Origin of the sequence: Nocardioides stalactiti (assembly GCF_014180715.1) — a bacterium.
Classification (GTDB): domain Bacteria; phylum Actinomycetota; class Actinomycetes; order Propionibacteriales; family Nocardioidaceae; genus Nocardioides; species Nocardioides stalactiti.
The window spans coordinates 40814-65539 of sequence record NZ_JACEFC010000008.1 but is presented as its reverse complement, the minus strand read 5'-3'; the positions used below and the strand labels follow the sequence as shown (position 1 = coordinate 65539).

Below are 24726 nucleotides of genomic sequence, written 5' to 3'. Positions count from 1 at the left end.
CGACGCCGTCGACGGCGGCGACCTCGACCAGAGCCTCGTCGGAGGTGGCCGTCACCAGCGGCATCCGCGCCGGCTCCTGCAGCCGCGGGAGCGCCGCCTGCGGCGGCAACGCCGCGACGAGCGACGTCACGTCGACCGGGTCGACCAACGACCACCTGCACTGCACCTGGCTCACCTCCCCCTGATCGGCCTACCTTGCCCGATGCGCAGGCATTCGGGAGACGCGACCCACGCCCCGGCGGCCATCCAGCCCCGGCCTATCGTGGCGAGATGGCAGCTGCGGACGAGATCGTGACGTGGGACCTCGAGGCCGACACCTTCGACGAACCGGCCGATCACGGACTCCGCGACCCTGACGTCCGGGAGGCCTGGAGGTCGTTGCTCCTGGCCCACCTGCCCGGCGCGCCGGCGCGCGTGGCGGACCTCGGTTGCGGGACCGGGACCCTCGCCGTCCTGCTGGCCGAGGCCGGGTACGACGTGGACGGCGTCGACTTCTCACCGCGGATGGTCGCGCTGGCCCAGCAGAAGGCGGCCGGCCTGCCCGCGGTGACCGTGGTCGAGGGCGATGCCTTCGCTCCCCCGCTGCCGACGGCCGGCTACGACGTCGTGCTGTCGCGGCACGTGCTGTGGGCGATGCCGGACCCGTCCGCGGCTCTCGCCCGGTGGTCGGCGTTGCTGCGTCCGGGCGGGCGCCTGGTGCTCGTCGAGGGTCGCTGGGCGAACGGGGCGGGGCTGGCCGCGGAGGAGACGATGCGTCTGGTCGAGGAGGCCGGGCACCCGACGTACCTCGTCCGCCTCACCGACCCGGCCTACTGGGGACGCTCCATCACCGACGACCGCTACCTGGTGACGGGCGGCCCGGCTCTCTAAGTCCCCGTCCTGCCGGCGGGGTTCCCTCCACAGGCGCTGCCGCGCGTCGTTGTCGGATCTGATGTTTCTGTCGGACCCCCTTGATGTCCTGGTTCACAACAGGACGTCCAGCTCGGGAGGTCGTGATGGTCGCAGAGATGGTCCATCCCTCACATCCGGTGGTGGCGTGCGCGGAGGCGGTCTCCGCGGCCGTCGCCGAGGTCGCGGGCGTGCAGCCGGTGTTCATGACCACGAGCGATAAGTCGGCGGCGCTGCTGGCGTTGACCGATGCCGAACGACGTCTGGCCGAGCTGCGGTTGCGGGTGATCGCCGCCTCGGGCGACCTCGCCGACGTCGACGGCTGCCGCGACGTCGCCGCTTGGCTGACGCTGCGCACCCAGGCCGACGGACGGGAGGCGCGGCCGGAGGAGAAGCTCGCACGGGAGAAGTGCCGCCTCTCACTGCGGGCCCTGGGCGACGGCACCGCCCGGCTCACCGCCCTGCTCACCGACGCGGTCGGCGCCCGCCTGCTCACCTACCTCGAAGCATTCACCAGCCCCCGCAAGCAGCGGGGCGCGCTGGGCAGCGAGGTCGACCGGATCCCCTACTTCCGCCAGCTCGGCCAGGCGTTCCGCTCCCTGCTGGAGCACCTCGACCCCGCCCGGCTGCCGGCGCACGGCGGCGATGCGACCACGGTGCTGGTCACGATCGGGCTGGAGAAGCTCCGGCAGGACCTGGCCACCGCCGGCCTCCTGGACGGCGACCTGTCCGCCGGCGACAACCTGAGCGCCGAGCAGGCCCGCCGGCTGGCGTGCACCGCCAAGATCATCCCGGTCGTCCTGGGCGGCCGGGGCGAGATCCTCGACCTCGGCCGCGCCCGCCGGCTCTTCAACCCGGCCCAACGCAAAGCCATGGCTCTCCGCGACCGCCACTGCCGCGCCGAGGGGTGCACCGTCCCCGCCGCCTGGTGCGAAGCCCACCACGACCACCCCTGGTCACAAGGCGGCAGGACCGACCTCGACGACGGGCGCCTCTACTGCAGCTGGCACCACCACCGCGCCCACGACCCTCGATTCACCGCCGACCACCTCCCCAACGGCGACACCCGCTTCCACCGGCGCCGGTAGGCCGACGCACTTCGACTCGTGAGCGGCGGAACAGACGACTCTCCCTGCCGCGCTTCGTCACCAGCGGTGGGATCGCGAGAGCACGGGTCTCCGCTCCTGCACCCGCGTCCGGTCGTCTCCCGCTAGCCTTCCAGGGTCACTTCTACGCCTGTGAGGGTGCATGGTCGGCGCTCGAGACCCGATTGCGGTTCCGCCGGAGCTTGCCCAGCACAGAAGCTGGCGGCCGTTCGTCGCTGCGTCGGTCGAGGCCGACTACCAGGCCTGGTACGTCGCGCAGATCCTGCCGGTGGCGCGTTGGACCGGGTTCCTCGGGCTGGCGATCTGGATCCCGCTCCCGCCGCTGTGGGAGGCGTTCGGCGGAGAGGACACGCGCCTGGTTCAGATCAGCAACTGGGCGATCGTCGCCCCGATGATCGGCATCGCGTTGGCGCTCTCCTACACCCGGTTGCGCACCTGGATGGCTCCGGTCTGCATGGTCTCCTTCGTCGTCCAGAGCCTCGACCTGGTCTGGCTGTTCACCACGTTCTACGGGGCGACCAGTGGCGTCGTGACCTTGTCTGTGGTGTTCGGAGCCTTCCTCCCGTTGGCCCTCCGACTCCCCCTGCGATGGACCGCGCTGGGCGTCGCGATCATCACGTCGGTCTCCGTGACGCTGTGGACGCGCAGCATCCGGCAGGGGGACGCCTCGCTCGCTGAAGCGTGGCCCTACCTGGTCTTCCTCGCGTCCAGCGTCATCGTCGTCATCTCGGTGGCGGTGGTCACCGAAGCGGCGTTGCGTCGCCAGTTCGTGGCCGAGGTGACCATCCACCAGAGCCAGCGGATGCTCCAGGCGAGCCAACGGCTGCTCCGCCGGTATGCGCCCGCTGCAGTAGCCGACCGGATCGTGTCAGGTGCGGCCGAGCTCGTCGACGAGCCGCGGCGCATGCGCGTCACCGCCCTGTCCTCCGACATCGCGGGTTTCACCGCCCTCGCCGACCAGATCGACCCGGAGTCCCTGAGCCAGGTCATCAACGAGTACATGGCCGCGATGAGCGACGTCGTCGAGCATGAGGCTGGCGTGGTCACCGAGTTCGCCGGCGACGGGCTGACCGCTGTCTTCGGCGCCCCCGAGCCCGTCGAGCCCGATCAGCAGGTCCGACAAGCGCTGGCAGCCGCACACGCGATGCACCACCGCCTGGGCGAGCTGAACCGGACCTGGTTCCGCCTGGGCATCGAGCATCCCCTCCAGGTGCGGATCGGGATCAACACCGGCGTCCTGAGCGTGGGGACGTTCGGCTCGGACGGACGAGCCACCTATACGGCGATCGGGTTGCAGATGAACGTCGCGGCCCGGATCCAGGCCGAGTGCCCACCCGGAGGCATCCTGCTCAGCAGCTCGAGCTGGCACCTGGTGAACGAGGCCGTGGAGTGCGAGCCGCTGGGCGAGGTGACCGTCAAGGGCGTCCACTTCCCGATCAGCGTCTACGCACCCACGGCGCCCTCGACGACACCCGACGTGAATTGACCGCTCGTGGGGCGGGTGGGGCTCGAACCCACGACCCAAGGATTATGAGTCCTCTGCTCTGACCGACTGAGCTACCGCCCCTCGCCGCGACACCGGGGCGCCGCGGTGGGGACGACCCTACTTGTCGGCGGACCCGGGGATGGTGCACCCTCGGCCCACATCCATCTCTGGGAGGGCGATCGATGCTGAGGAGGGTTCTCGCGCTGCTGGCCGGCGCGGTCTTGGTGCTGGGCGGGCTCGGATCCCCGGGGACGGCGGAGGCGGGACCGACGGCGGCGGGACCAGCGGGGAGAGCCGCGGCACCGGCCGAGGTCGTGCGGCACGTGACGTACGAGGGGCGCACGCTGACGGTGCGGATGCGTCCGGTCCGCACCCGGGCGCCCGGGTTCGAGGTGCTCGTGCAGCAGGGCGACGGCGACCTGGTGCCGACGGCGGCGCCGGCCGCGCGCAGCTATCTGGGCAGCGTCGACGGCCTCCGCGGCGCGCTCGCGGCCGGGATCGTCCGCTCGGACGGCAAGGTCGAGGGGATCATCGTCTTCGACCGCGGCGGCACCTGGCAGTTCGTGGACGACACCGTCACCGGGACCCGCGGGCTCGAGCAGCCCGACTCGTTCCACTGGCCCACGGCCGACGACGCCGACCGCAACGTCACCGTCACCCGCGGCCAGGTCGGCACCACGACGTACCGCTGGGACGTCGCCTACGACCTGGCGAACCGCTGGTTCACCCACCCGGACACGATCGGCGGCTCGGTCGCCCGCGCCCTCGACGCGGTCGAGCTCAACACGGTCATCCTGCTGGCGGCCTACGAGGTCGACGCCCGGCTGCGACCGGCGACCGGGCGGGTCGTCATCCGTGGTTTGGCGAGCGCCGAGCCGTACGGCGGCTACACCGACCTCCTCGGCAAGGTGAAGACCGAGTGGGAGACCAACCAGTCCGACGCGGGCGCCGACGCGGTGGCGCTGTGGCAGGGCTCCGACTCCGGCGGCGGCGTCGCCTACGTCAACGTGATCGGCAGCGCGTGGTCGGTCAGCTCCAACGGCGGCACCGGCACCCCGTGGGTGGTGACCCGTCACGAGATCGGCCACAACTGGGGTGCGAGCGACAACCACACCAACGGCCCCGAGGGCGCCACCATCGAGTCCGGCAACGCCTACCACCGCTTCGACGGCACCGAGCTGAGCGCGATCATCCGGCTCCGGGACGACCGTCTCGGCTGGGAGGTTCCGCCGTTCCCCGCTGTCCGGACGCTGCGCGAGCCGGTCCCGCCGTACGCCGCGCTCGACCTGCTCCGGCGCAGCACGGCCGGCGTCGCGCGGCACTTCCGCCCCACGAAGAACGACCACGACGCCAACGGCGGGCTGCTGTCCCTGAAGTCGGTGCGCGGCCGCAGTCACCTCGGCGGGCGCCTCACCCGCGACGGCAACGTCGTCACCTACCTCCCGCCGGACGTCACCGAGACCAGCGTCGACTGGGTGCGCTACGTCGTCCGCGACCCGTCCGGGCGGACCGCCACCGGAGTCATCCTGTTCCGGGTCGTTCCGTAGGACCCCTCAGCCGCGACGCTTCTTCAGCGCCCACGCGCCGAGACCCACCGCGGCCGCACCGGCAGCGATCAGGCCGGCCCGGTTCTGCCAGCGGGTGTACTCCTCGGCGACCTGCGGCCACGCCTCGCCGATGACCGCGGCCGCGTCCTCCGGGGTCGCCTCGAGACCTTCGACGGACACCGGGGTGCCGAAGACGAGCCGGACCTTGCGCGGCAGCGGCCAGCGCCGCTTCTCGGTGCCGGTGATCGTCGCCGGGACGAGCGGTGCGCCCGCCTCGATGGCCAGCCGGGCCGCGCCCCGCTTCGGCGCGCCGAGACCCTCGTCGCGGACCCGGGTGCCCTCGGGGAACAGCGCGAGCGCGTCACCCCGGGCGAGGATCGCGCGGGCTGTCTCGAGCGCCTCCGCGTCGGACTCGCCCCGTCGGACCGGGAACGCACCGAGGCGCAGGAAGATCCCCGCCATCGGCCCCTCGAAGTGCTCCGCCTTGCCCATGAAGTGGACCGGACGGCGCAGCACGATCGCGACGAAGAACGGGTCCCAGAAGCTCTTGTGGTTGGGCACGATCACGACCGGGCCCTTCTTGGGGACGTTCTCCTTGCCCGTGGCCGTGAAGCCGCAGACGATCCTGAAGATCAGCGCCGCGGTGTACTTCACGAGCAGGTACAGCGGTCCGCTGACGCCCTGCTCGCGCGCGATGCGGTGGGCTTCCTCGTTCGTCGTCACGCCGCTCATCTTGGCGCGACACGGCGTCGCTGACCATGGACGCGCCGGGAGCGGGTCAGTAGCCCGCCATCGCGTCGTCGACGGTCTCACCCGTCGGGGAGTACGCGCAGGCGTCCTCGGGGTCGTCGGCCGGATCCTTCTTGGCACCCGAGCCCGTCTTCTTCGGCGGGTCGATCGCCCGCTGCACGATGTCGTGCATCCAGACGAAGTCGGGGTCGGCGGAGCTGAACTCCTCCGAGGACCGGAAGACCACCGACTTCACCTTCGCGTCCTTGACCTTCAGCGCGAGGGACACGAACGCGGAGGCGAGCTCCCGCGGGATGTCGGTGTAGACGAGCTCCTCGCCCGCCTTGAGGACGTCCATGTAGCGCAGCAGCAGGTTGCCAGGATCGGCGGCCTCGACGATGGCGTCGACCATGCACCGCTGCCGCTCCATCCGCTCGTAGTCGTCGGAGCCCCAGCGACCGCGCGCGAACCACAGCGCCTGGAAGCCGTTGAGGTGCTGGTCCGCGCCCGGGTCGAGGTAGTCGTCGGGCGGGATGCCGGCATCGGTGTTGCCGCCGATCGCGATCGGCTCGTTGACGTTGACGGTCACCCCGCCGATCGCATCGACGATCTCCTTGAAGCCCTCGAGGTTGACGAGCACGTAGTACTCGACGGGGATGCCGAGCGATCCCTCGACGGCCTGCTTGATCGCGTCGGCGCCCTCGTTGTTGCTCTTGCCGAGGACCCCGGGGTGCATCGCCGGGACGTTGCGGTAGACGGCGTTGAGCATGTACTCGCCGCTGGTGTAGTCGCCGTTGGAGAACCCGTAGGGATAGAGGTCCCGCAGCGGGCTGCCCTCGGGGAACTGCGCGTTCGCCATGTTCCGCGGCAGGCTGAAGGTGACCGCCTTGCCGCTGGAGATGTCGACGCTCAGCAGGATCATGCTGTCGGTCCGGACGCCCTCGCGACCCTCCGCGCCGTCACCGCCGAGGAGCAGCACGTTGACCCGCTCCCGGCCGTCCCACGGGTCCTTCGCCGTGACCTCGTAGTTCGGCGTGGTGGCGACCTCGTTGTCGTCGAAGACGACCGTGACGAAGTCGGCGGTCGCGACGGCGTACTGCGCCGCCCGGACCACGGGCGCCGCGAAGATCATGCAGAACACGATGACGGCGAGGTTGCCGACGACGGTGTGCCACCGCGGGCGCTCCCGCGGCCGGATCAACCGGTACGACGTCCACACCACGAACAGCCACACGACGAGCAGCACCGCGATGACGACGGTCAGGATCCGTAGCCGGGTCGGGTCGAACGCGAGATCGACCATCCGGGTGCGCGCAGCGGCGACGTCGAGGTCACGGCCGAAGTACCAGAGGACGAAGCCGAAGACCCCGGCCCAGCCGAGGATGACGACCAGGCCCGCGAGCTTGCGCTTGGCGAAGAGGTAGCCGGTGCCGGGGACGACCGCCGAGACGAAGGTCAGCCCGAGGGTGCCGGACAGTCCGCGGGTACGACGCTCCTTGGGCCGCCACGCGCGCCGACCACCGCGGGGGCGCTCGCCCGTGGGGGGCCGGGGCGCCGCCGGGACAGGGTCGCCCTTGCGCAGCGCGCGCTTGCCGGCGACCTGGCCGGCCGCCGCCTGGCCGGCCCCCGTCGTGCCGGCCGCCGTCCGGCCGGTGCTGGCGCGCAGCAGACGGCGCTCACGCCGGGACAGACGGACCGAACGCGAAGCGCGTCGAGCACCACCCGGTCGCCCGGGGCTCGCCGTTCCGGCCATCCGTACCTCTCGCACCAGTTTGCGAGCCCGCGAGTGCTCGGCAGATCTGTCCCTTATCCCATCCGGTCCAGTATCACCGCGAGGCGCCTGCAACGTCACATTCGTGGAACGTGTCCCACCGGTGGGTCAGCGTCGAGAGTAGCCAGCCGGTCCGCAGGCGCGGAGCCGAACTCGGCCCGTTCCTCGGCCGTCATCGACGCGACGCAGCGCCGCCAGGACTCGACCCGGGCCAGCCGGGACAGCTGGAGCGCCGCCGGGAGGGCGGCCCGCAGCGCCCGGACCGGCACCAGGTCGGACCACACCTCGATCCCCGCGTCGACGATCCGGCGCAGCCGCAGGTCGTCGGGGGCGGCGCCGAGGTCCGCTGCACTGACGGCGAGCGGGACGAAGAGCGCCCCGAGCGGCTCCGTCACCACCGCGTCCCCGAAGTCGAAGAACCGCAGCGGGACGTCCGCGGCGGTCGCGACCACGTTGGCGGAGTGCAGGTCGTTGTGGTTGAGGGTCAGCGGCAGGTCGAGCTCGGCGACCTGGTCCGACCACCGCTCGACCGTCGGGAGGAAGAGCCGGAGCCGCTCGGCGACGTCCTCGGCGAGCCGGCGGGGGTCGCCGGCGGGCAGGGCCCCGAGCCGCCCGATCGCGTTGCCGGCGTACGTCGTGGCCTCCTCCGGCGGGAGCTGGGTCAGTCCCAGGTCGTCGGCGTGCGGGACCGCGGCGCGTTGGAGCAGTGCGGCGTCCCGGACGATCCGGCACCAGGTGTCGACGTCGTGGTCTCCCCCGGCCTCGGCCAGGGTCCGGCCCAGGTCCTCGGTCAGCAGCAGGTCTCGATCGCCGTCGGCCGCAGCGACCGGTACGACGTACCGCGGCGCGATCCGCGCGAGGGTCGCCACGAGACGTGCCTCGTGCGCCTGGCCGGGGCAGTTCTGCTTGGCGTAGTACGAGCGGCCGGACGCCTCGACCCGCCAGACAGCCGCCCAGGGGCGGACCTTGTGCGGTACGAGCAGCGACGGCTCCCCCACCGCCGCGGTGACGAACGCACGGAGCTCGTCGGCGAACGCAGCGCTCCGCCACACGGCGCTGGTCCAGGTCTGCACGCCGCAAGCGTGACCCAGGTCCGGGCCCCGCGCCAACGGCTTTGTTGACCCGCCCAGGGCCACCGCCGGCGCCCGTTGCCCATCGGTGCCCGGAACTCCTACGAAACCGGGGGCCGGCGCCGATGAGAAGAGGAATCTGCACGTCGTCGGACACCGTGGAGGGTCACGTGATCGCGCGCGTCCTCCGGGAGGCTGCACCGCCTCTTGTCTTCGCCGTCGCCTACGCGACCGCGATCATGGTGGGGCGCGCCACCCGGATCCCCGGCAGCGAGATCTCCCTCGTCTGGCCGGCCGCCGCCGTCTCGGTCATCTGGCTGCTGTTCATGGCCGAGCGCGGCCGGATCGAGCTGGTGACCAACGCCCTGCTGCTCGCCGGGCTGACCTACGGGATCAACCTCGTCACCGGCGCCGCCGAGGACCTGTCGGCGTGGTTCGTGCTGGTCAACATGACGTTGGCCGTCGTCACGGTCGGACTGCTGCGTGCGTCGCGGGACAAGGTGGCACTCCGGGACCCCGCAGACCTCAGCCGACTGCTGGTGGCGGTCGTCGTCGGCAGCGTCAGCTCCGCCGCCCTCGCGTGGATGTGGTTCGCGATGCAGGGCAGCGGGGACCTCATGACGACGTTCACCCTCTTCGCCGTCCGGAACGGGGTGACGGCCTTCGTCGGTTGCGTCGTCTGGCTGCGGTTGCGGGAGGTGATCTGGACGGTCCCGGTGATGACGCCGTCGCGAGCCGCCGAGTGGATCGCCACGGCACTCGTGGTGTCGTCGATCTTCGTCTGGGTCTTCTGGATCAACCACGGCCTGGAGATCGCGTTCCTCACGCTCGTCCCCGCGATGTGGATCGCGCTGCGCTACACGACCAACGCCGGCACCCTGTTCGCAGTCGTGGCGGGTCTGGGGATCGTCGCCGCGACGCTCGACGGCCGCGGCGTCTTCATCGAGGAGGAGCACCACGTCCAGGCCCTGCTCTCCCAGGCGATGGTCGGCAGCCTGACCCTCATCGTGCTCGCCCTCGCGTTGTTCCGGGACTCTCGGGCGGCGCTCATCAACGAGCTCGAGCGCGTCCACCAGCAGCTCCGCGAGGACATCGCCCTGCGGCGCAGGGTCGAGACCGAGCTCCAGCGACTGGCGTTGCACGACCCGCTGACCGGACTCGCCAACCGGACCCTGCTCCTGCTGCGCGCCGAGGCCGCGATCGAGCACGCGCGTCGCACCGGCAACCGGGTGGGGCTGATGTTCATCGACCTCGACGGCTTCAAGCAGGTCAACGACGACTTCGGCCACTACGAGGGCGACCGGGTGCTGACGGAGGTGGCGCGACGGCTCGGGTCGATCGTGCGGGGACCGTACGACACCGTCGCCCGCCTCGGTGGCGACGAGTTCGCGGTCCTGTGCCCCGACATCGCCGACACGCAGGCGCTGCGGTCGCTGAGCAGCCGGATCCGGGTGCGCCTGAGCACGCCCTACCGGACGACGACCGGCGAGCCGATCGACCACCTGTCCGCGAGCCTGGGGGTGGCCCTCTCGTCACCGGACTCGACGGCGAGCGCGCTCCTCGACCACGCGGACCGGCTCATGTACACGGCCAAGCGTGCTGGGCGGGCCGGCGCCAGCGCACCGCTGTCGAACGGTCGCTGACCCGCACCTCGCCGAGGACCGCGACGAGCGCGGCGACGTCGCGTGACGCGGCCAGCACCGACCCGTCGGGCCGCACCAGGGCCGCCCGCGACCGCCCCGAGGTCAGCCAGCGCCCGAGCGGGTCCCCGGCACGCGCACGGAGCACCTCGAGCGACCCAGCTCCGAACGGTGCCGCGGCCTCGACGGGGTCGAGCGTGACCAGGCACCAGCGGCCACCGGCCACGTCGTCGTACCGCCGGCCGTCGGGGAGGAGTGCGTTCGGGCAGAGGGTGCCGCCCAGCCCGCCCCGGCGCTGGCGCCGGACCAGCGGGCCCCGGGTGAGCGCCGGGGTGGCGCTGTCGAGGACCCGGGCGCGCAGACCGGGCAGCCGGTGCATCCGCGGTACCACCAGTCGCCGCAGCGCGTCACCGACCCGGCCGCCGCGGGTCATCGCGTTGCCGACGAGGATCGCCATCCGGATGATGCCCGTGGCGTGCGGGCGACGCTCCTGCTCGTAGGTGTCGAGCACGCTGGCCGGCAGGCTCCCCTCGACGACGCCGGCGAGCTTCCAGGCGAGGTTGTCGGCGTCACGGAGCCCGGCCCCCATGCCCTGGCCGATGAACGGCGGCGTGAGGTGGGCGGCGTCGCCGAGCAGGAACAGCCGCCCGCGGCGCCAGCGGTCGGCGACCTGGGCGCGGAAGGTGTACTCGGCGACCCGGACCAGCTCGAGGTCGTCGTCAGGCACGCCGGCTACCCACGGCGCGATGAGCGGCCGGAGCGCAGCGACCGAGGCGAAGTCCTCGCTCGTCTCCGTGTCGACGAGCTGGAACTCCCAGCGGTACCGGCGGTCGCTGATCCGCATGTAGGTGCCGGCCCGCCGGGTGTCGCACACCTGGTGCACGCCCTCCCACTGGTCGAGCTCGCGGTCGGTGTTGACGTCGACGACCAGCCAGCGCTGCTCGAAGCGCAGGTCCTCCATTGTCGCGCCGACGGCCCGACGGACCACGCTGTTGGCGCCGTCGCAGCCGAGGACGAACGAGGCCTCCACGGTCTCCTCGCGGCCCGTCGCGCTGTCGGCGAGCAGCACCCGGGCCGGACCGCCGCCGTCGCGGACCTCCCGCACCTCGACACCGCCGCGGAACGTGATCCGCGGGTGCCGCGCCATGGCGTCCCGGAGCACGCCCTCGAGGACGGGCTGGTCGAACATGTTGGCCTGCGGGTAGCCGTGCCGACCGGTCCGTTCGCCACGGCTGAACTGCGCGAAGACACGGTGCTGCGCGTCCTGGAGCCGCAGGCCCTCGGAGGGCCGCGAGATCGCCGCGAACGCGTCGGCCAGCCCGATCCGGGCCAGAACCCGGTACACCTCGTCGTCGAGATGGACCGCGCGGGGCTGAGGATAGACCTCCGTCCACCGGTCCAGGACCAGCACCTCGACGCCGTACGACGCCAGCAGGCAGGCCGCGGTGACGCCGGTCGGGCCGGCACCCACGACGACCACGGGCGGGGAGGCCATCAGGGGTACCGCACCACGGTGCGCTGCGTGCCGAGGTGGATCGCCCCGTCGTCGGTGGCGACCGTGAGCTCCATGACGTCGCCGTCCGCGAGGTACTTCGGGTTGCTCGCCTGACGCTTGAAGAACGCCTTCCACTTCACGTGCGTCGGCAGCAGGGACCCGATGATCTCGATCGGCTTGGGCGGCGCGCTGAGCGCGGTGCCGACCGGCGTGCCGGTGAGCAGCAGGTCCCCCGGGTCGAGACGCTGGAAGCGGCTCAGCGCCTGGAGCGTCTCGAGCGGCCGGAACACCATGTCGCCCTCGACGATGCCGTCCTGGCGGGTCTCCCCGTTGACGGTCAGCCGGAGCCGAAGGTCGCCGAAGCGCCGGAGCTCGTCACCCTCGAGGAGCACCAGAGCCGGACCGACCGGCGTGAACGTCGGGTAGGACTTCGCCTCGAAGAACTGGGTCTTGGGCAGCTGGAGGTCGCGAGCACTGACGTCGTTGGTGACGACGAGCCCGGCGACCAGGTCGGCGAGGTTGTCGGCCGTGACCGCGGTGCCGACCGGGATCGCCGCGCCGAGGACGATGCCGATCTCGACCTCGTAGTCGAGGAACCGCACGTGGGCCGGCTTGAGGACGTCGTCGTACGGACCGCTGATCGAGCCTGACGTCTTGCGGAAGAACGTCAGCGGCACGGTGTCGGGGTTCATCCCGGCGTCGGCGACGTGGGACCGGTAGTTGGTCATCTGCGCGACGACCCGGCAGGGCGCGGTGACGGGCGAGACGAGCGCGAGCTCGGCGACCGGCACGACGTCGGTCGGGTCCGCGGCAGCGGCCGTGACCGCGGCGCGGTCGGCGATCAGCTCACCCGTCGTCTGCGCCGCGGTGCGGACGGGGGCGGCTCCTGCGGCGGTCTGCACCCACCAGGCCGAGCGGTCGTCGGCGTCGAGCGTGCGGAGGACGGAGAGGGTCATGAGCGGGCAACTTTCATCAGGCCACGGAGGCGGTGGAGGTCGAACTCGTTGTCGTCACGGAGGGCGCCGACCATGGAACCCAGCTCGCGCAGGCTCTCGGCGCGCAGCGGCGAGGCCCCCAGGAAGTCCAGGGACGCCGGTGGCCCCCACTGGGCGAGGCCGGAGGCCGTCATCGGCGACCAACCCGGCTCGAGGGTGTTGTCGAAGAGGTCGCCGTCGGTGAAGTGCTCCACCAGCAGGCCGTCGGGGTCGCGCCAGTAGTCGAAGACCTGGCTCCCCTCGATGTGGCGGCCGATCCCCCAGGACCGGAAGTAACCCCGGTCGAGGAGGTGCTGGCCGCCCGCGGCCAGCGCGTCCAGGTCGGCCACCTGGTAGGCGGAGTGGACGTAGCGGTTGCGCGGCCCCAGGGTCATCGCGAGCGTGTGGTGGTCGGTCGGCTCCGACCCGCGGTCGCACCGGATGAAGCTCATCGTGGGACCGCGCTCGCGCTGGCCCTCGAAGTACTTGAAGTCGCTGACGATCAGGCCGAGGTGCTGGAGGTACCAGTCGAGGGTCTCGACGTACCGGGTGGACTGGAGCACCACGTGGCCGAGCCGCTCGACGGTCGCCGGCACCCGGGGCGGTCGTTGGGTGGCGTTGGTACGACGGACGCCGTCCCCCGCGTTGCCGGTGTTGATCCGCAGCGGCTGCTGCCGGGGCAGCGCCGGCAGCACGCGGGTGTCGGCGACGACCCGGACCCTGGCGCCGCTGGGGTCGGTGAGGTCGACGGTGAGCCCGCCGATCGCCTCGGGCAGCGGGCGCACCGAGGTCCCGGTGGCGTCGGCGAGGCGCAGCAGGTCGCGGGTGTCGGCGGCACGGAAGGCCGCGCCGACGTAGCGCGAGCGGCGGCCGCGCCGCACCACCAGGCACGGTGCACCGGGGTCGGCGCCCCGCAGGTGGAGCTCGTCGGCGGTCCGCGCGGACGTGGCGAACCCGAACGCCTGGGCGAAGAGCTCGGTGCGGTCGAGGTCGGGCTTCTCGAGCTCGAGCCAGGCGATGTCGGCGACCTTGACGACCGGGTCGGCCGCCCGGCCGGGGTGCTCCCCGGCGCGCGCGCCCTGCTCGCTGTGCAGGTCGGTATGGGTTCCGTGGTGGTCGCCGTGGTGGTCGCTGTGGGCCACGTGAGGTCCTCTCGTCGAACTTTCTGACGATATCGTCAGATTTGCGCTATCGTTCTGTCAAGAGAAAATGACGAAATCGTCAGAAATCACAGGGATAAGGTGCCGCCGTGACCGAAGCGCCGAGGCTGGACGGCCGCAGGGCCCGGACCCGGGCCGCGCTCGTCGCTGCCGCCCAGCAGCTCCTCGTCGAGGACCGCACGAACGTGAGCGTCCTGGAGATCACCCAGCTCGCCGACGTCGGACAGGGCAGCTTCTACAACCACTTCGAGTCCAAGGACCAGCTGTTCCAGGCAGCCGTGGACGCCGTCCTGGAGCAGCACGGCGCACTCATGGACGAGGTCACCGCCGGGATCGAGGACCCGGCCGAGGTGTTTGCACGGGCGTTCCGCCTCACCGGGCGGCTGCACCGGCTGATGCCGGGCGTCAGCCAGATCATGCTCCGCCACGGCACCGAGATGCTGATGTCCGAGCGCGGGCTCGCGCCCCGAGCGCTGCGCGACATCAGGTCTGCCGCCGCGACCGGGCGGTTCCGCGTGGCCGACCCCGAGCTCGCGCTGGCGGCCGCTGGCGGCGCCATCCTCGCGCTGGGCCAGCTCCTCCACAGCCAGCCCGAGCGCGACGCGGCCAGGTCCGCCGACGACCTGACCGTCGACCTGCTCCGCCTCTTCGGGCTGAGCGAGGACGAGGCGCGGGAGGTATGTGCCCGGCCGCTGCCCGACCTCAGCGGGCTGACCGACCTACCCGGCTGACCCATGCGGGCCGGTCCGATCGGTCCGACCGGTCGATCCCGGCCTCAGGGCAAGCGGTTAGCCTCGAAGCGTGCTCGACACTGCAACGCTTCGGGTGGCGTTCGGGGTGGTGGGGTTCTGTGTGGTCGTCCTCTTCTGGGGCGTCACCTACCGCACCACACGTTCGTCGTACGCACGATGGTGGTGCGTCTCGCTGACCCTGTTCCTGGTCAGCGCGACCCTCTTCCTCTTCAACGGGACGTCCGCGCAGGTGGTGGCCAACCCGCTCGGCAACACTCTCGCGGTCGCGGGCGCCACCGGTGTGTGGGTCGCCGCCCGGTCGCTCCGCGGCGGGACGGTGCCGACCTGGCAGCTGGCGGCGCTGCCGGGTCCCGTGCTCGTCGCGTCCTTCGTCGACGACCCCGCGAACGACATCTGGTCGGGTGGTGCGTTCTACCTCGCCGGGATGGCGATCGCCCTCGGGCTCTCGACCCTCGAGCTGACGGCGTCGCTGCGTCAGCCGGTCCTCCCCGGGGCCGACCGGCCCCAGATGCGCTTCGCGGTCACCTCGCTCGCCGTCGTGTCGGGGCTGATGGCGGTGTTCTACGCACTGCGGACGATCGCCTTCGTCGTCGTCGGACCTGACGGCGAGATCTTCCGCACCGCCTTCGGCTCCCCCGCCACGACCCTGCTCACGATGGTCCTGCTCGTCGTCGTCACCTTCAGCATGTCCGAGCTGAGCCACGAGCAGCAGACCAGTGAGCTGCGCGAGCAGGCCACCCACGACGGGCTGACGGGCCTGCTCAACCGGTCGGAGTTCCTGCGTCGTGCCGACGACGTGTTCGCCGCCGGCGGCAGCGGCGTCCTGATGGTCGCCGACCTCGACGGCTTCAAGACCCTCAACGACACCCGCGGGCACGCCGCCGGAGACCGGGCGCTGATCTGCTTCGCCTCGGCCTGCCGCGCCGTCACCGAGGGCGACGGGCTGGTCGGGCGGCTCGGCGGCGACGAGTTCGCCCTGCTGCTCACCGACGGCGATCGCGCCGAGGAGACCGCCGACCGGATCAGCCAGCTCTTCGTCGCCAGCGCCAACGTCGGCGTCGACAGCGGCGAGCTGACGCCGACGATCAGCTTCGGCATCGCGCCCGTCGACGCCGCCGTGGGCGTCAAGGACACGATCGTGCGCGCCGACGTCGCGCTCTACCAGGCCAAGGCCGCCGGTCGCGACCGCGTGTTCCGCTACGACGGTGCGACCGGCGCCCTGTGAGCCTGCGTCAGATCGGCGCCGCCCAGGTCGCCTCCCAGGTCAGCGGTCCGACGATGCCGTCGACCGACAGCCCGGCCGAGCCCTGGAACGACGTGCACGCCTGCTTCGACTCGGGGCCGTAGATGCCGTCGATCTTGATCCCGTAGCCACGGGTCACCATCTGGCGCTGCCAGGTCTGCACGTCCGTGCCCTGCGTGTACGGCGGGTAGCGGAGCAACCGGCCAGGGAACGGCGGCGGGACGACCACCGTCCCCTGCGGCAGCGCGGCCAGCAGCGCGGTCGGGTCGACGACGCCCCATCCGTGGTCGTTGTCGAACCCGACCCCGCCGAGATCTACCGCCGTCTTCTGGATGAGGGCACGCAGCTGCTGCGGCGAGAGCGACGCGGAGCTGTGCAGCGAGCGGACCGCGGCCACCACCCCGGCGGCGACCGGGCAGGCCGCCGACGTCCCGCTGTCCGAGCTGCCCGGCCCGAACGCCTCCGACCCGAGGAAGTGGGTGTAGCCGCAGATGTCGGGCTTCTGCGCCGACAGCCGACCAGGCCCCTGCGAGGAGTAGCCGACGCGGGTCCGGCTGGTGTCGACCCCTGCCACGCTCAAGACCGACGGGTGGGAGTTGGCCCCGCCGATCGACGGGGCGGGACCGAAGTTGCAGCGGCCGTCGGGGCAGTCCCGGCCGCAGTTGCCCGCCGCGAACAGGATGTCCGCGCCGAGCGCCTCGAGGCTCGCCACGACCAGGTTGAACGGGTGCTGGGAGTTGTCGCTGTAGTTGCCGGGATGGCCGACCGGGAAGTCCCACGCCGGATCGAACATCCCCCAGCTGTTGCTGACGACCAGTCGGTCCATCGGGTCGTCGGCGTTCAGCATCATCATCAGCATCTGGCCGTACGACGCGATGGCGTCGCTCAGGAACCCGGACATCACCGTCGGCCCGCTCCGCTGGCTCAGCAGGACGGCGTGGTCGAGGAGGGTCGCCGCGGGGGCGGCGATGCCGACGTCGTACGCGCACATGGTGCCGTGGCCGACGACGTGCGCACCCGGCTGGGTGGCGACGCCGGACGGCGTGTAGCTGCGCCGCGTGTCGACGCCCTGGGAGCGGCCCTTGCCCTGGAGGTGCGCGACGTTGATCCCGGTGTCGACGATCGCCACCGGCACGTTGCGGCCATCCATGCCGGCCGCCGCCAGGGCGGAGACGTCGAGGAGCTGGGCCACGTCGGTGTGGCTGCCGAACGGCGGCGACCCGGGACAGATGAGCGAGGACTCGATCTGGGCGTCGGCGAACACCCCGACGACGTCGCTGCGGGCGCTCAGCGCCTCGAAGGCCTCGGTTCCGTCCGGGATCTCTCCGCGGACGGCGTAGGTGGACGCGGCGCTGTCGGTGCTGAACGCGAGGGCGGCGCCGATGCCGGACAGCGGCTGCGGGATCGCCACCGGCGCGAACCCGAGGTCGAGCTCGACGGGCGCGTTGGCCACGTCGAGGCCGGCGACGACCGACGGGTCCTGGGACCGACTGCCTTCCGTCAGCGCGTCGGTGGACGAGAGAAGAACGATGACCTTCATGACTTGCTCCTAAGGGGATGGGGAGGGGTGCTACTGGGGCTCGATCGACGGGTCGGAGAACGGCCCGTCGAGCTGGTCGGTGCCGTCGAGCCCGGGGACCAGGCGCTCGTCCACGCGAAACGCGACGCGCCACTGCCCGAGGTCGAGCGGCTGGATGGGGACGACGCCGAAGTGCGGGTCGAGGTCGTCGGCGCTGACGCCGAACCGAGCGGCGATGTCGGTCAGGCTCGGCAGGCCGTCGGCCGTGCACATGAAGAAGGCGTAGGACGTCATCGAGGCTCCTAGGAGTCCCACCGGAAGTACGGGTTGGGGTCCGGGGAGCGCCCGACGCTCTTGCAGATCAGGGCGAGCAGGATCAGCCGTCCCGGAGGCGTGGTCTCCACGACCAGGCCGGGATCCGGCGCCGGGTCCGGCGGAGCGACGATGACCGGCAACCTCGGCTGGAACACCAGCTGGAAGTCGGGAGCACGTCGCGCCTCCTCGACGACCAGGTCGGTCAGCTCCGGTGCCCGCACCAGGGTCACCGGGACGATCGGTTCCGGCTGCGCGACCAGGTCCGAACCGCGCAACCCCAACCGGGAGATCCGGGAGAGCCCGGCGATCCGCATCGGTGCGACCAGGGCCTCGGTCGAGGGCTCGGTCGAGGGCTCGGTCGCGACCGTCTCCGGCACGGGCTCGGGCGCGGGATCGACCACCGGACCCAGGTCGGGGATCGGGCGCAGGTCGCGCAGGAGCTCGAAGCGGGCCACCCGCGGCAGCAGCAGGTCCATCGACGACTGCCCCGACGAGGGCTCCGAGGGCGTCTCCGGCGTCGGCTCGGGCGGGGGCTCGGCAGGCGAAGCGACCGGCGGCGCCTTCTTCGTGATCGTGACGTTGCGCGCGAGCACGATGGCGCGGACATATCTCGGGCACTCCCCCGACGGCGGGTCCCCGCCGTCGCTCAGCCGACGTTGCTCGTCACTGAACTTCCAGCACTGGAGCCGGAACAGCCGTTCGTCGAGCCACTGGCGGTGCAGCTGGGCCGAGGCGTACTCGAAGGAGATCGAGACGGTCGCGTCCTCCTCGTCCGGCACCGTCAGGTGGGCGAGCAGCTCCGGCGGCGCGGCGGCGGCGAGGGCTGCGAGCTCGACCTCGTCCAGGGACACCCGGTCCCAGTTCTCGGCCTCGATGACCTCCTTCGGCAGCGGCCGCACCGGCGAGAACCTGCCGACGCTGGGGTTGTCGAAGCTGCCGATCCCGGCGTCGATCTGGGTCTGCATCTGCTGGCGGGTGCGGTACGGCGCTCGCGCGTCGAGCGCGACCAGGTCGTCGAGAGCGCGCTCGATGTCAGGGCGCTGCGGATAGGCCACCAGGGCCGCCTCCGCCTGACGCTCGGCCTCGACCGCGACCGGGTCGCCCTGGTTGTTCCTGGACTGCTCGCGACTGCGGATCCACGCGTCCTTGAGGGCGAGGTAGGCGCTCATGACGGGGTTCGTCATGCTCACCAACTGTTGCGCTGCGGCGAACCGCTCCTCCTCCTCGGGGGTGCGATCGCCTGCCGCCCAGATCCCGTCGGCGAGGACCGACCGGACGACGTCGTCGAGCTGACGAGGCTCCGAGGGCGGCCACACCGGCCCCTCCGGGACCCAGTTCATCATCATCGAGAACTCGGCGAGCAGGGCGTGCGCCGGACCGTCCGGCGTCGGCCCCAGCGCCGCGCTCAGCTCGGCCGCGTCGAACGCGACCGGTGAGCGCAGCGGGAACGCCAGCGTCACGTCGTCGCCGGCGAAGACCTGGTGGGCCTTCGCCAGCAGCCCCAGGACCGCTCGGGAGTCGAGCGAGAACGAGTCGGGCATCGCGGGCTCACTCGAAGTCCGCGTCGGTGAGTCCGTCCATGGGGTTGGGCGCCTTCCCGACGAGCTCGTTGACGAACCCGATGATCTGCATACCCGGGACCGTGACGGTGGCGCCGTCGACCTGGGACTCGAAGTGGGTGTCGCCCTCGGCGTGGCTGTAGCTGCCCGAGAGCGAGAACGGACCCCACCCCACCGAGCCGCCGACCTCGGTCTTGCTCTGCGACGCCTGGTAGGCCTGCGCGAACTCCTCGGACTCGATGACGATGTTGCGGGCGAAGATCGCCTGCGTGGAGTAGCCGATGAGCTTGCCCTTCGGCGGACGCGCGCCGTCGGACGGGAAGTCGTCGTAGAACCACCCCTCGCCCGGCCGGAGCGTCCAGCCCCGGTTCTCGAAGAACTCCGCGGCGAACCAGGGCCGGCTGATGAGGACGGGGGCCAGCTCCATCGAGAGCCGGAACTTCTCGCACCGGTAGTCGCTGCTCTGCGAGGAGGACGAGTGGCTGGCGTTCGCGCCGAAGCTGAACAGGCCGAACCCGACACTGCCGCCGGCGCTCCAGCTCTCGTTCTCGTAGTGACTGTTGGACTCGGTCTCCTCGTGGCTCATGCCGTACTTGGTCCAACCGCCGGCGTGCGCGAAGTTGCCGGGGACGACCGTCGTGAACCGGAAGACCGACCCGGGGGTCGTCGCCGCGAGCTCCGCCTTGGCGAGGTCCTCCTGGAGGCCCGCCTTCCACAGGGTCATGCTGCGCTGGGTGGTCTGGTTGATGAACGCGTTCATCTCGTCGACCTCGTTGCGGTAGCCGCCCGAGACCCACGCGTCCTGCGCCGCCTTGACCTTCAACCAGTGGAGCTCGGAGTTCGACGCCCACTCGGCGACCGCGGCGATGCCCTCGGGCCCCTTCGCAGCATCCGCTTTGATACGCAGGCTGTTGTAGGCCGCGCGCTCGTTGACGTACGCCGCGAGCTTCTCGTTGTAGGCGGTGATGACCGGGCCGTCGACGGTCTTCTCGACCTCCTCGTCGGTGACCAGGTTCTTCTCCACCTTGGTGACCCGCATCAGCTTGCGGAACTTGTCGAGCTTGGCCTCCTGCTCGGGCGTGAGCTCGGACTTGGCCACCTTCGAGAACTGGAGGATGTCGCTGTAGACCTGGGAGAGACGCTGCTGGCTGGGTCGGCTGACGTACTCCTGGTCGGCCCGGTTGTAGGGCGCCGCGAGCGTGGGGATGAAGTCGACGAGCTGGGCGAAGTTGAACGCCTGCTGGAGCAGACGGCGGTAGCCCTCCGCGTCGGCTGCCGCGCCGAAGCCCGAAGCGGCGAAGTCGAAGTCGCCGGCGTCGAACGGCAGGCCGGGGGTACACCAGGTGAGGAAGGTGTCCGCCGAGGCGGGGATCCGTCCGTCGCCGCCGTTGACGATGTTGGAGATCTGGGTGAGCAGGGTGCTGCCGAGCTCGTCGAGTGTCTTGCCCATGGGAGTTCCTTTGGCGTCAGGGATGAGGGAGTCGCGGAACCGGGGGCTGGTTCCGCGTCCGTCCCAGTCAGCCAAGGACCGCGTCTCGGAAGCGTTCCGAGAACGTTCCCGGAGGATGTATCAGCCGCCCCGTCGCCCGATCTGACTGTCATGACGCAAGAACTCGGGGTCGCGACGCCGAGGCGGGTCGACGCTTTGCTCTCGCTGCTCGGCACCTTCCGACTGGAGATCGCCGGCACCGTCGTGGCGGTGCCGATCGGCGCCCAGCGCATGCTGGCGCTCCTCTGCCTGCGGCAGTGCATGAGCCGCCACCAGCTGGCGGGCAGCCTGTGGCCCGACTCGTCCTCGAAGCAGGCGCTCACCAACCTCCGTCAGGTGTGCTGGAGGCTGCGCGACGCGACGGCGGGCGCGCCCGTCGTGGTGGAGAACGGGACGCTCATGGAGCTCGGTCCTGAGGTCCTCTCGGACGTGGGCTGGATGAGCCAGTCACTGCTCCTCCCGGCTGGGGAGGCGACTGCTCTCAGCCGGTCCTTCCTGTTCGACCTGACGCGCACCGAGGCGGCCCACCTCCTGGTCGACTGGGACGAGGAGTGGCTCGAGGCCGAGCGGGAGCGCTTCCGCCAGACGCGGCTCCACGTGCTCGAGCGGTGGGCCGTGCATCTCGCCGAGCAGCGCGACCACGGACTGGCGCTCGAGGCCGGCCTGGCGGCGCTGCACACCGACCCGTTGCGCGAGACGGCCCACCGGACGGTGATCCGCCTCCACCTCCTGGAGGGCAACGTCGCCGAGGCTCAACGCGCCTACGCTCGGTGCCGGTCCCTGCTCTGGGCCGAGCTCGGCGTCGAGCCCTCGCTCGAGACGCGCGCGCTGCTGAGCAGCCCACGCCCCGCAGCCGTCTGAGCCCTCGGAGCGACGGTCAGGATGCGGCCAGCTCGCGCAGACAGGTCTCCAGCTGGTCGCTGGTCCGGTCGCCCAGGCGCTTCAGGCCCAGCGGCAGCAGCGGCTCGACGAGCTTGAGCGCTCCGCGCGGGTGGAACTCGGCGCGGTAGGTGAGAGTGGTGCCCGACGCGTCGCCCTCGAAGGTGATCGTGTCGCGCAGCCGCATCCCGCCGTTCGCGCCCTCCAGCTGGAAGAGCCGGAGCTCGTCGCGCGCGACGACCGTGTACTCGCTCTCGACCTCGTTGCCGAGGAGCCGCGACACGTTGCGATAGACGGTGCCCACCCCTCCGTCCCCCGAGACGCGAACGGTGGTCTCGGTGGGCGGGTCCCACTCCTCGGTGGTGGTGAAGTCGACGACGTACTCCCACACGCGCTGGATCGGGGTCGGGACCGCGATCGTCCGCTCGATGGTCTTCATAGGGGTTGCATTACCCGCGCGGTGCGACGACATCCGGACCGGACACGCACGAAGGGCCCCCGACCGCGTCTCCGCGGTTCAGAGGCCCTTCACTTGCTCCCCCGGTTGGACTCGAACCAACAACCCTCCGGTTAACAGCCGAATGCTCTGCCAGTTGAGCTACAGGGGACCGGCGCCAGCATCAGCCGAGCGCCCGCACAGATTAGCAAGGACGGTGCGCGCCGATGAAATCGGACTCGCCGTGCGGGCGCGGACCTACTCCCCCACGTCACCGCGCGCGGCGGTGACAGCCTCGTCGACCTGGGCGGCGACGTCCGGGTCGTCCGGGTCGAGACCGGCGTCGTACTCCACGAGCCAGGCGATCGGGCCGTGACCACCGGGCGCGCGGCGGCCGAGGACGCGGACCCCGAGCCGTCCGCGGATCGCGACGTGGCGCTGGACCACGATGCTGGCGGTGACCCGCTCCCGGACCAGGGCGAGCAGCCGGTCAGGCTCGGTGAGCTCGAGGAGGTGTTGCGGCTGCGGCTGACCGAAGCTCCCCACCTCGACGACCCGCAGCACGCGCTCGTCGACGTCCCAGTCGGCCGTCGCGACCTCCTGCCACGGCAGCCGGGACGGGTCCCGGTCAGGGAGGTAGAGGGCCTCGCGGGTGCCGCCGACGAGCACGTCGCCCGCGGTGGAGGCCCAGGCCAGCAGGCGCTCCCCCCGGGCCATGCCCTCGAGCCGAGGGCGCCTCACGAGCTGACGATCCGGTCGCGGAGGGTCCGGCGGTGCTGCTCCAGTGCCGCGAGCTCGCCGAACATCTTGTTGTAGTCGACGGCCTGCTCGACCGGGTTGGTGCGCTGGAGCCGCGACTTGAGCTCCGCGATCCGGCGCAGCGTCGTGAGCTCGAGCAGCCGGAACACGTGGTGGGCCACGAACGCCGCGTCGGGCTCGTTGGCCGAGGGGATCGGCTCCACCGCCAGCGCACTCACCGCCGAGGAGACGGCCGGGTCGGTCGCGGCGTCACGGACCTTGCTCACCCAGCCCGGGTCGCCGTCGCCGGCGGCCGGACCGCCCGCCGCCTCGACGAGCGCCCACACCCCGCGGTAGGTGGGGTGGGTGAAGTCGTTGGCGCCGATGTCGGCGGTGGTGCGCCCGATGGCGATCGGGTGCTGGAGGACCAGCTTGAGCGTCTCCCGCTCGATGCCGAAGCGGGGGTCGCGCAGGTCCGGTACGTCGGACCGGGCCGGCCGCGCCTCGACGGTCTCGGGGGCGGACGCGCCGCGGCTCTCCGCCCTGGCGCCACGGGCGACGGCGCGTCGTACCTCGGTCCGGGCCTCCTCGACGTCGACCCCGACCAGCCCCGCGAGCTCGCGGGCGAACGCGTCGACCTTGGACCGGTCGCGGACGCTCGCGACGAGCCGGGCCGCCTCGCGCAGCGCGTCGACGCGGCTGTCGGCCCGGTCGAGGTCGTAGCGGCCGACGACGTTGGCGAGCACGAACCGGTACAGCGGCTGGCGGGTCGCGATCAGCTCACGCACCGCTGCGTCGCCCTGCTTGATCCGCAGGTCGCAGGGGTCCATGCCGTCGGGTGCGACCGCGACGTAGGTCTGGGCGACGTACTGGTGGTCGCCCTGGAACACCTTGAGCGCGGCCTTCTGACCGGCGGCGTCACCGTCGAAGGTGAAGATCACCTCGCCGCGGAACTCCTCGTGGTCGGCCAGCAGCCGGCGCAGCACCTTGGCGTGGTCCTCGCCGAAGGCCGTTCCGCACGTCGCGACCGCCGTCGGCACGCCGGCCAGGTGGCAGGCCATCACGTCGGTGTAGCCCTCGACGATGACCGCCTGCGACGAGCGCGCCATCTCACGACGCGCGAGATCGACGCCGTAGAGCACGTGGCTCTTCTTGTAGATCGGCGTCTCGGAGGTGTTGAGGTACTTCGCCTCGATCTTGTCGTCGTCGAAGATCCGGCGCGCACCGAAGCCGATGGTGTCGTTGTTGGTCTCCCTGATCGGCCACAGCAGCCGGCCGCGGAACCGGTCGTAGGGGCTGCGGCCGACGGCCACCAGGCCCGCTGCCACGACCTCGTCGAGGCTGAACTTGCGGTCGCGGAGGTGGCGCCAGAGCGCCTCGCCGTCGCGCGGCGCGAAGCCGACGCCGAACCTCTCCGCCGCTGCCTGGTCGAAGCCGCGCTCCCCCAGGAACTGCCGCGCCGTCACCGCGTCGGGCGTCACCAGGTGCTCGGCGTAGAACTGCTGGGCCACCGCGTGCGCCTCGATCAGCCGCCGCCGCTGCGGGCCCTTCGGCCGGTCGTCGTCGCCGCCCTCGATCCGCCTCAGCTCGATGCCGCACTTGTCGGCCAGCCGCTCGACCGCCTCGATGAACGTCAAGCCGTCGATCTTCATGAGGAACCCGAAGACGTCACCGCCCTCCCCGCAGCCGAAGCAGTGGAATCCACGGCCGGGGCGGACGTTGAACGACGGCGACTTCTCGTCGTGGAAGGGGCAGAGGCCCTTGAGGGATCCGCCCCCGGCATTGCGGAGGGTGACGTAGTCGGAGACGACGTCCTCGATGCGGGCCTTCTCACGCACCGCGTCGATGTCCTCGTCGCGGATCCGGCCTGCCATGCGGCGATCCTAGGCGCAGCCTCCTACCGTCGGGGTGGGGCATCCACACGCGGCTC

At 71.6% G+C, this 24726-nt stretch carries 21 protein-coding genes and 2 tRNA genes; 8 read left to right on the top strand and 15 right to left on the bottom strand.

The features are described from left to right. Positions 1–270: 270 nt before the first annotated feature. From H0487_RS03050 to H0487_RS03040, 3 genes are all read left to right on the top strand, one after another. Entirely contained in the window at positions 271–870 is a 600-nt protein-coding gene (locus H0487_RS03050) for a class I SAM-dependent methyltransferase (protein ID WP_183092751.1), read from the top strand. Between the two features lie 137 nt (positions 871–1007). Continuing rightward, complete coding sequence (locus H0487_RS03045) at positions 1008–1976, top strand: HNH endonuclease signature motif containing protein (RefSeq protein WP_183092750.1); 969 nt, start codon at positions 1008–1010, stop codon at positions 1974–1976. 160 nt (positions 1977–2136) lie between these two features. Next, on the top strand, positions 2137–3480 hold the full coding sequence (locus tag H0487_RS03040; protein ID WP_183092749.1) for an adenylate/guanylate cyclase domain-containing protein: 1344 nt from the start codon (positions 2137–2139) through the stop codon (positions 3478–3480). A gap of 7 nt (positions 3481–3487) precedes the next feature. Here H0487_RS03040 and H0487_RS03035 read toward each other — a convergent pair. Next, a tRNA-Ile gene (locus H0487_RS03035) sits at positions 3488–3561 on the bottom strand. 101 nt (positions 3562–3662) lie between these two features. Between H0487_RS03035 and H0487_RS03030 the strand changes: the two genes are divergently transcribed. Continuing rightward, complete coding sequence (locus tag H0487_RS03030) at positions 3663–5027, top strand: M12 family metallo-peptidase (protein ID WP_183092748.1); 1365 nt, start codon at positions 3663–3665, stop codon at positions 5025–5027. A gap of 6 nt (positions 5028–5033) precedes the next feature. Here the strand turns inward: H0487_RS03030 and H0487_RS03025 are convergent, their stop codons facing one another. The 3 genes from H0487_RS03025 to H0487_RS03015 all read right to left on the bottom strand — a co-directional run bounded on the left by H0487_RS03025 (position 5034) and on the right by H0487_RS03015 (position 8600). Beyond that, positions 5034–5750 (bottom strand): lysophospholipid acyltransferase family protein, encoded by a 717-nt coding sequence (locus tag H0487_RS03025; protein ID WP_183092747.1) that lies wholly within the window; start codon positions 5748–5750, stop codon positions 5034–5036. Positions 5751–5805: 55 nt separating this feature from the next. Continuing rightward, positions 5806–7509 carry an LCP family protein gene (locus tag H0487_RS03020; protein WP_183092746.1) on the bottom strand — a complete coding sequence of 568 codons (1704 nt, stop codon included), beginning with the start codon at positions 7507–7509 and terminating at the stop codon, positions 5806–5808. A 95-nt stretch (positions 7510–7604) separates the two neighbouring features. Continuing rightward, entirely contained in the window at positions 7605–8600 is a 996-nt protein-coding gene (locus tag H0487_RS03015; protein ID WP_183092745.1) for a phosphotransferase, read from the bottom strand. A gap of 167 nt (positions 8601–8767) precedes the next feature. Between H0487_RS03015 and H0487_RS03010 the strand changes: the two genes are divergently transcribed. Then, positions 8768–10240, top strand: coding sequence for a diguanylate cyclase domain-containing protein (locus tag H0487_RS03010; protein WP_220793023.1), 1473 nt, complete (start codon positions 8768–8770; stop codon positions 10238–10240). On the opposite strand, the gene mhpA is transcribed toward H0487_RS03010, so the two are convergent. The 3 genes from mhpA to H0487_RS02995 are packed head-to-tail and all read right to left on the bottom strand — an operon-like array spanning position 10176 to position 13848. After that, positions 10176–11732, bottom strand: coding sequence for a bifunctional 3-(3-hydroxy-phenyl)propionate/3-hydroxycinnamic acid hydroxylase MhpA (gene mhpA / locus H0487_RS03005; RefSeq protein ID WP_183092743.1), 1557 nt, complete (start codon positions 11730–11732; stop codon positions 10176–10178). The genes H0487_RS03010 and mhpA overlap by 65 nt on opposite strands. Next, complete coding sequence (locus H0487_RS03000) at positions 11732–12688, bottom strand: fumarylacetoacetate hydrolase family protein (protein ID WP_183092742.1); 957 nt, start codon at positions 12686–12688, stop codon at positions 11732–11734. Before H0487_RS03000 ends, mhpA begins: the two co-directional genes overlap by 1 nt. Then, a complete protein-coding gene (locus tag H0487_RS02995) occupies positions 12685–13848 on the bottom strand; it encodes a VOC family protein (protein WP_183092741.1) in 1164 nt (387 codons plus the stop codon). The genes H0487_RS03000 and H0487_RS02995 overlap by 4 nt, the downstream gene beginning before the upstream one ends. A gap of 107 nt (positions 13849–13955) precedes the next feature. On the opposite strand from H0487_RS02995, the gene H0487_RS02990 reads away from it, so the two are divergent. Beyond that, positions 13956–14597, top strand: a complete 642-nt coding sequence (locus H0487_RS02990; RefSeq protein WP_183092740.1) for a TetR/AcrR family transcriptional regulator — start codon at positions 13956–13958, stop codon at positions 14595–14597. A 70-nt stretch (positions 14598–14667) separates the two neighbouring features. Further along, positions 14668–15843: a GGDEF domain-containing protein gene (locus H0487_RS24150; protein WP_183092739.1), complete on the top strand. Its 1176-nt coding sequence runs from the start codon at positions 14668–14670 to the stop codon at positions 15841–15843. A 7-nt stretch (positions 15844–15850) separates the two neighbouring features. Here H0487_RS24150 and H0487_RS02975 read toward each other — a convergent pair whose 3' ends face one another. From H0487_RS02975 to H0487_RS02960, 4 genes are read right to left on the bottom strand one after another with little or no spacing between them, the layout of a single operon-like run. Further along, positions 15851–17401 (bottom strand): S8 family serine peptidase, encoded by a 1551-nt coding sequence (locus H0487_RS02975; protein ID WP_220793022.1) that lies wholly within the window; start codon positions 17399–17401, stop codon positions 15851–15853. 30 nt (positions 17402–17431) lie between these two features. Then, positions 17432–17674: a hypothetical protein gene (locus H0487_RS02970; protein ID WP_183092738.1), complete on the bottom strand. Its 243-nt coding sequence runs from the start codon at positions 17672–17674 to the stop codon at positions 17432–17434. A gap of 8 nt (positions 17675–17682) precedes the next feature. After that, positions 17683–19236 carry a hypothetical protein gene (locus H0487_RS02965; protein ID WP_183092737.1) on the bottom strand — a complete coding sequence of 518 codons (1554 nt, stop codon included), beginning with the start codon at positions 19234–19236 and terminating at the stop codon, positions 17683–17685. Between the two features lie 7 nt (positions 19237–19243). Continuing rightward, positions 19244–20704, bottom strand: a complete 1461-nt coding sequence (locus H0487_RS02960) for a hypothetical protein (RefSeq protein WP_183092736.1) — start codon at positions 20702–20704, stop codon at positions 19244–19246. Positions 20705–20854: 150 nt separating this feature from the next. Between H0487_RS02960 and H0487_RS02955 the strand changes: the two genes are divergently transcribed. Further along, complete coding sequence (locus tag H0487_RS02955; RefSeq protein ID WP_183092735.1) at positions 20855–21604, top strand: AfsR/SARP family transcriptional regulator; 750 nt, start codon at positions 20855–20857, stop codon at positions 21602–21604. A 16-nt stretch (positions 21605–21620) separates the two neighbouring features. Here H0487_RS02955 and H0487_RS02950 read toward each other — a convergent pair whose 3' ends face one another. From H0487_RS02950 to dnaG, 4 genes are all read right to left on the bottom strand, one after another. After that, complete coding sequence (locus tag H0487_RS02950) at positions 21621–22061, bottom strand: SRPBCC family protein (RefSeq protein WP_183092734.1); 441 nt, start codon at positions 22059–22061, stop codon at positions 21621–21623. A gap of 96 nt (positions 22062–22157) precedes the next feature. Next, positions 22158–22230, bottom strand: a tRNA-Asn gene (locus H0487_RS02945). Positions 22231–22316: 86 nt separating this feature from the next. Further along, a complete protein-coding gene (locus tag H0487_RS02940) occupies positions 22317–22799 on the bottom strand; it encodes a hypothetical protein (RefSeq protein ID WP_183092733.1) in 483 nt (160 codons plus the stop codon). Next, positions 22796–24670 carry a DNA primase gene (gene dnaG / locus H0487_RS02935; RefSeq protein WP_183092732.1) on the bottom strand — a complete coding sequence of 625 codons (1875 nt, stop codon included), beginning with the start codon at positions 24668–24670 and terminating at the stop codon, positions 22796–22798. The genes H0487_RS02940 and dnaG overlap by 4 nt, the downstream gene beginning before the upstream one ends. Between the last annotated feature and the right edge of the window lie 56 nt (positions 24671–24726).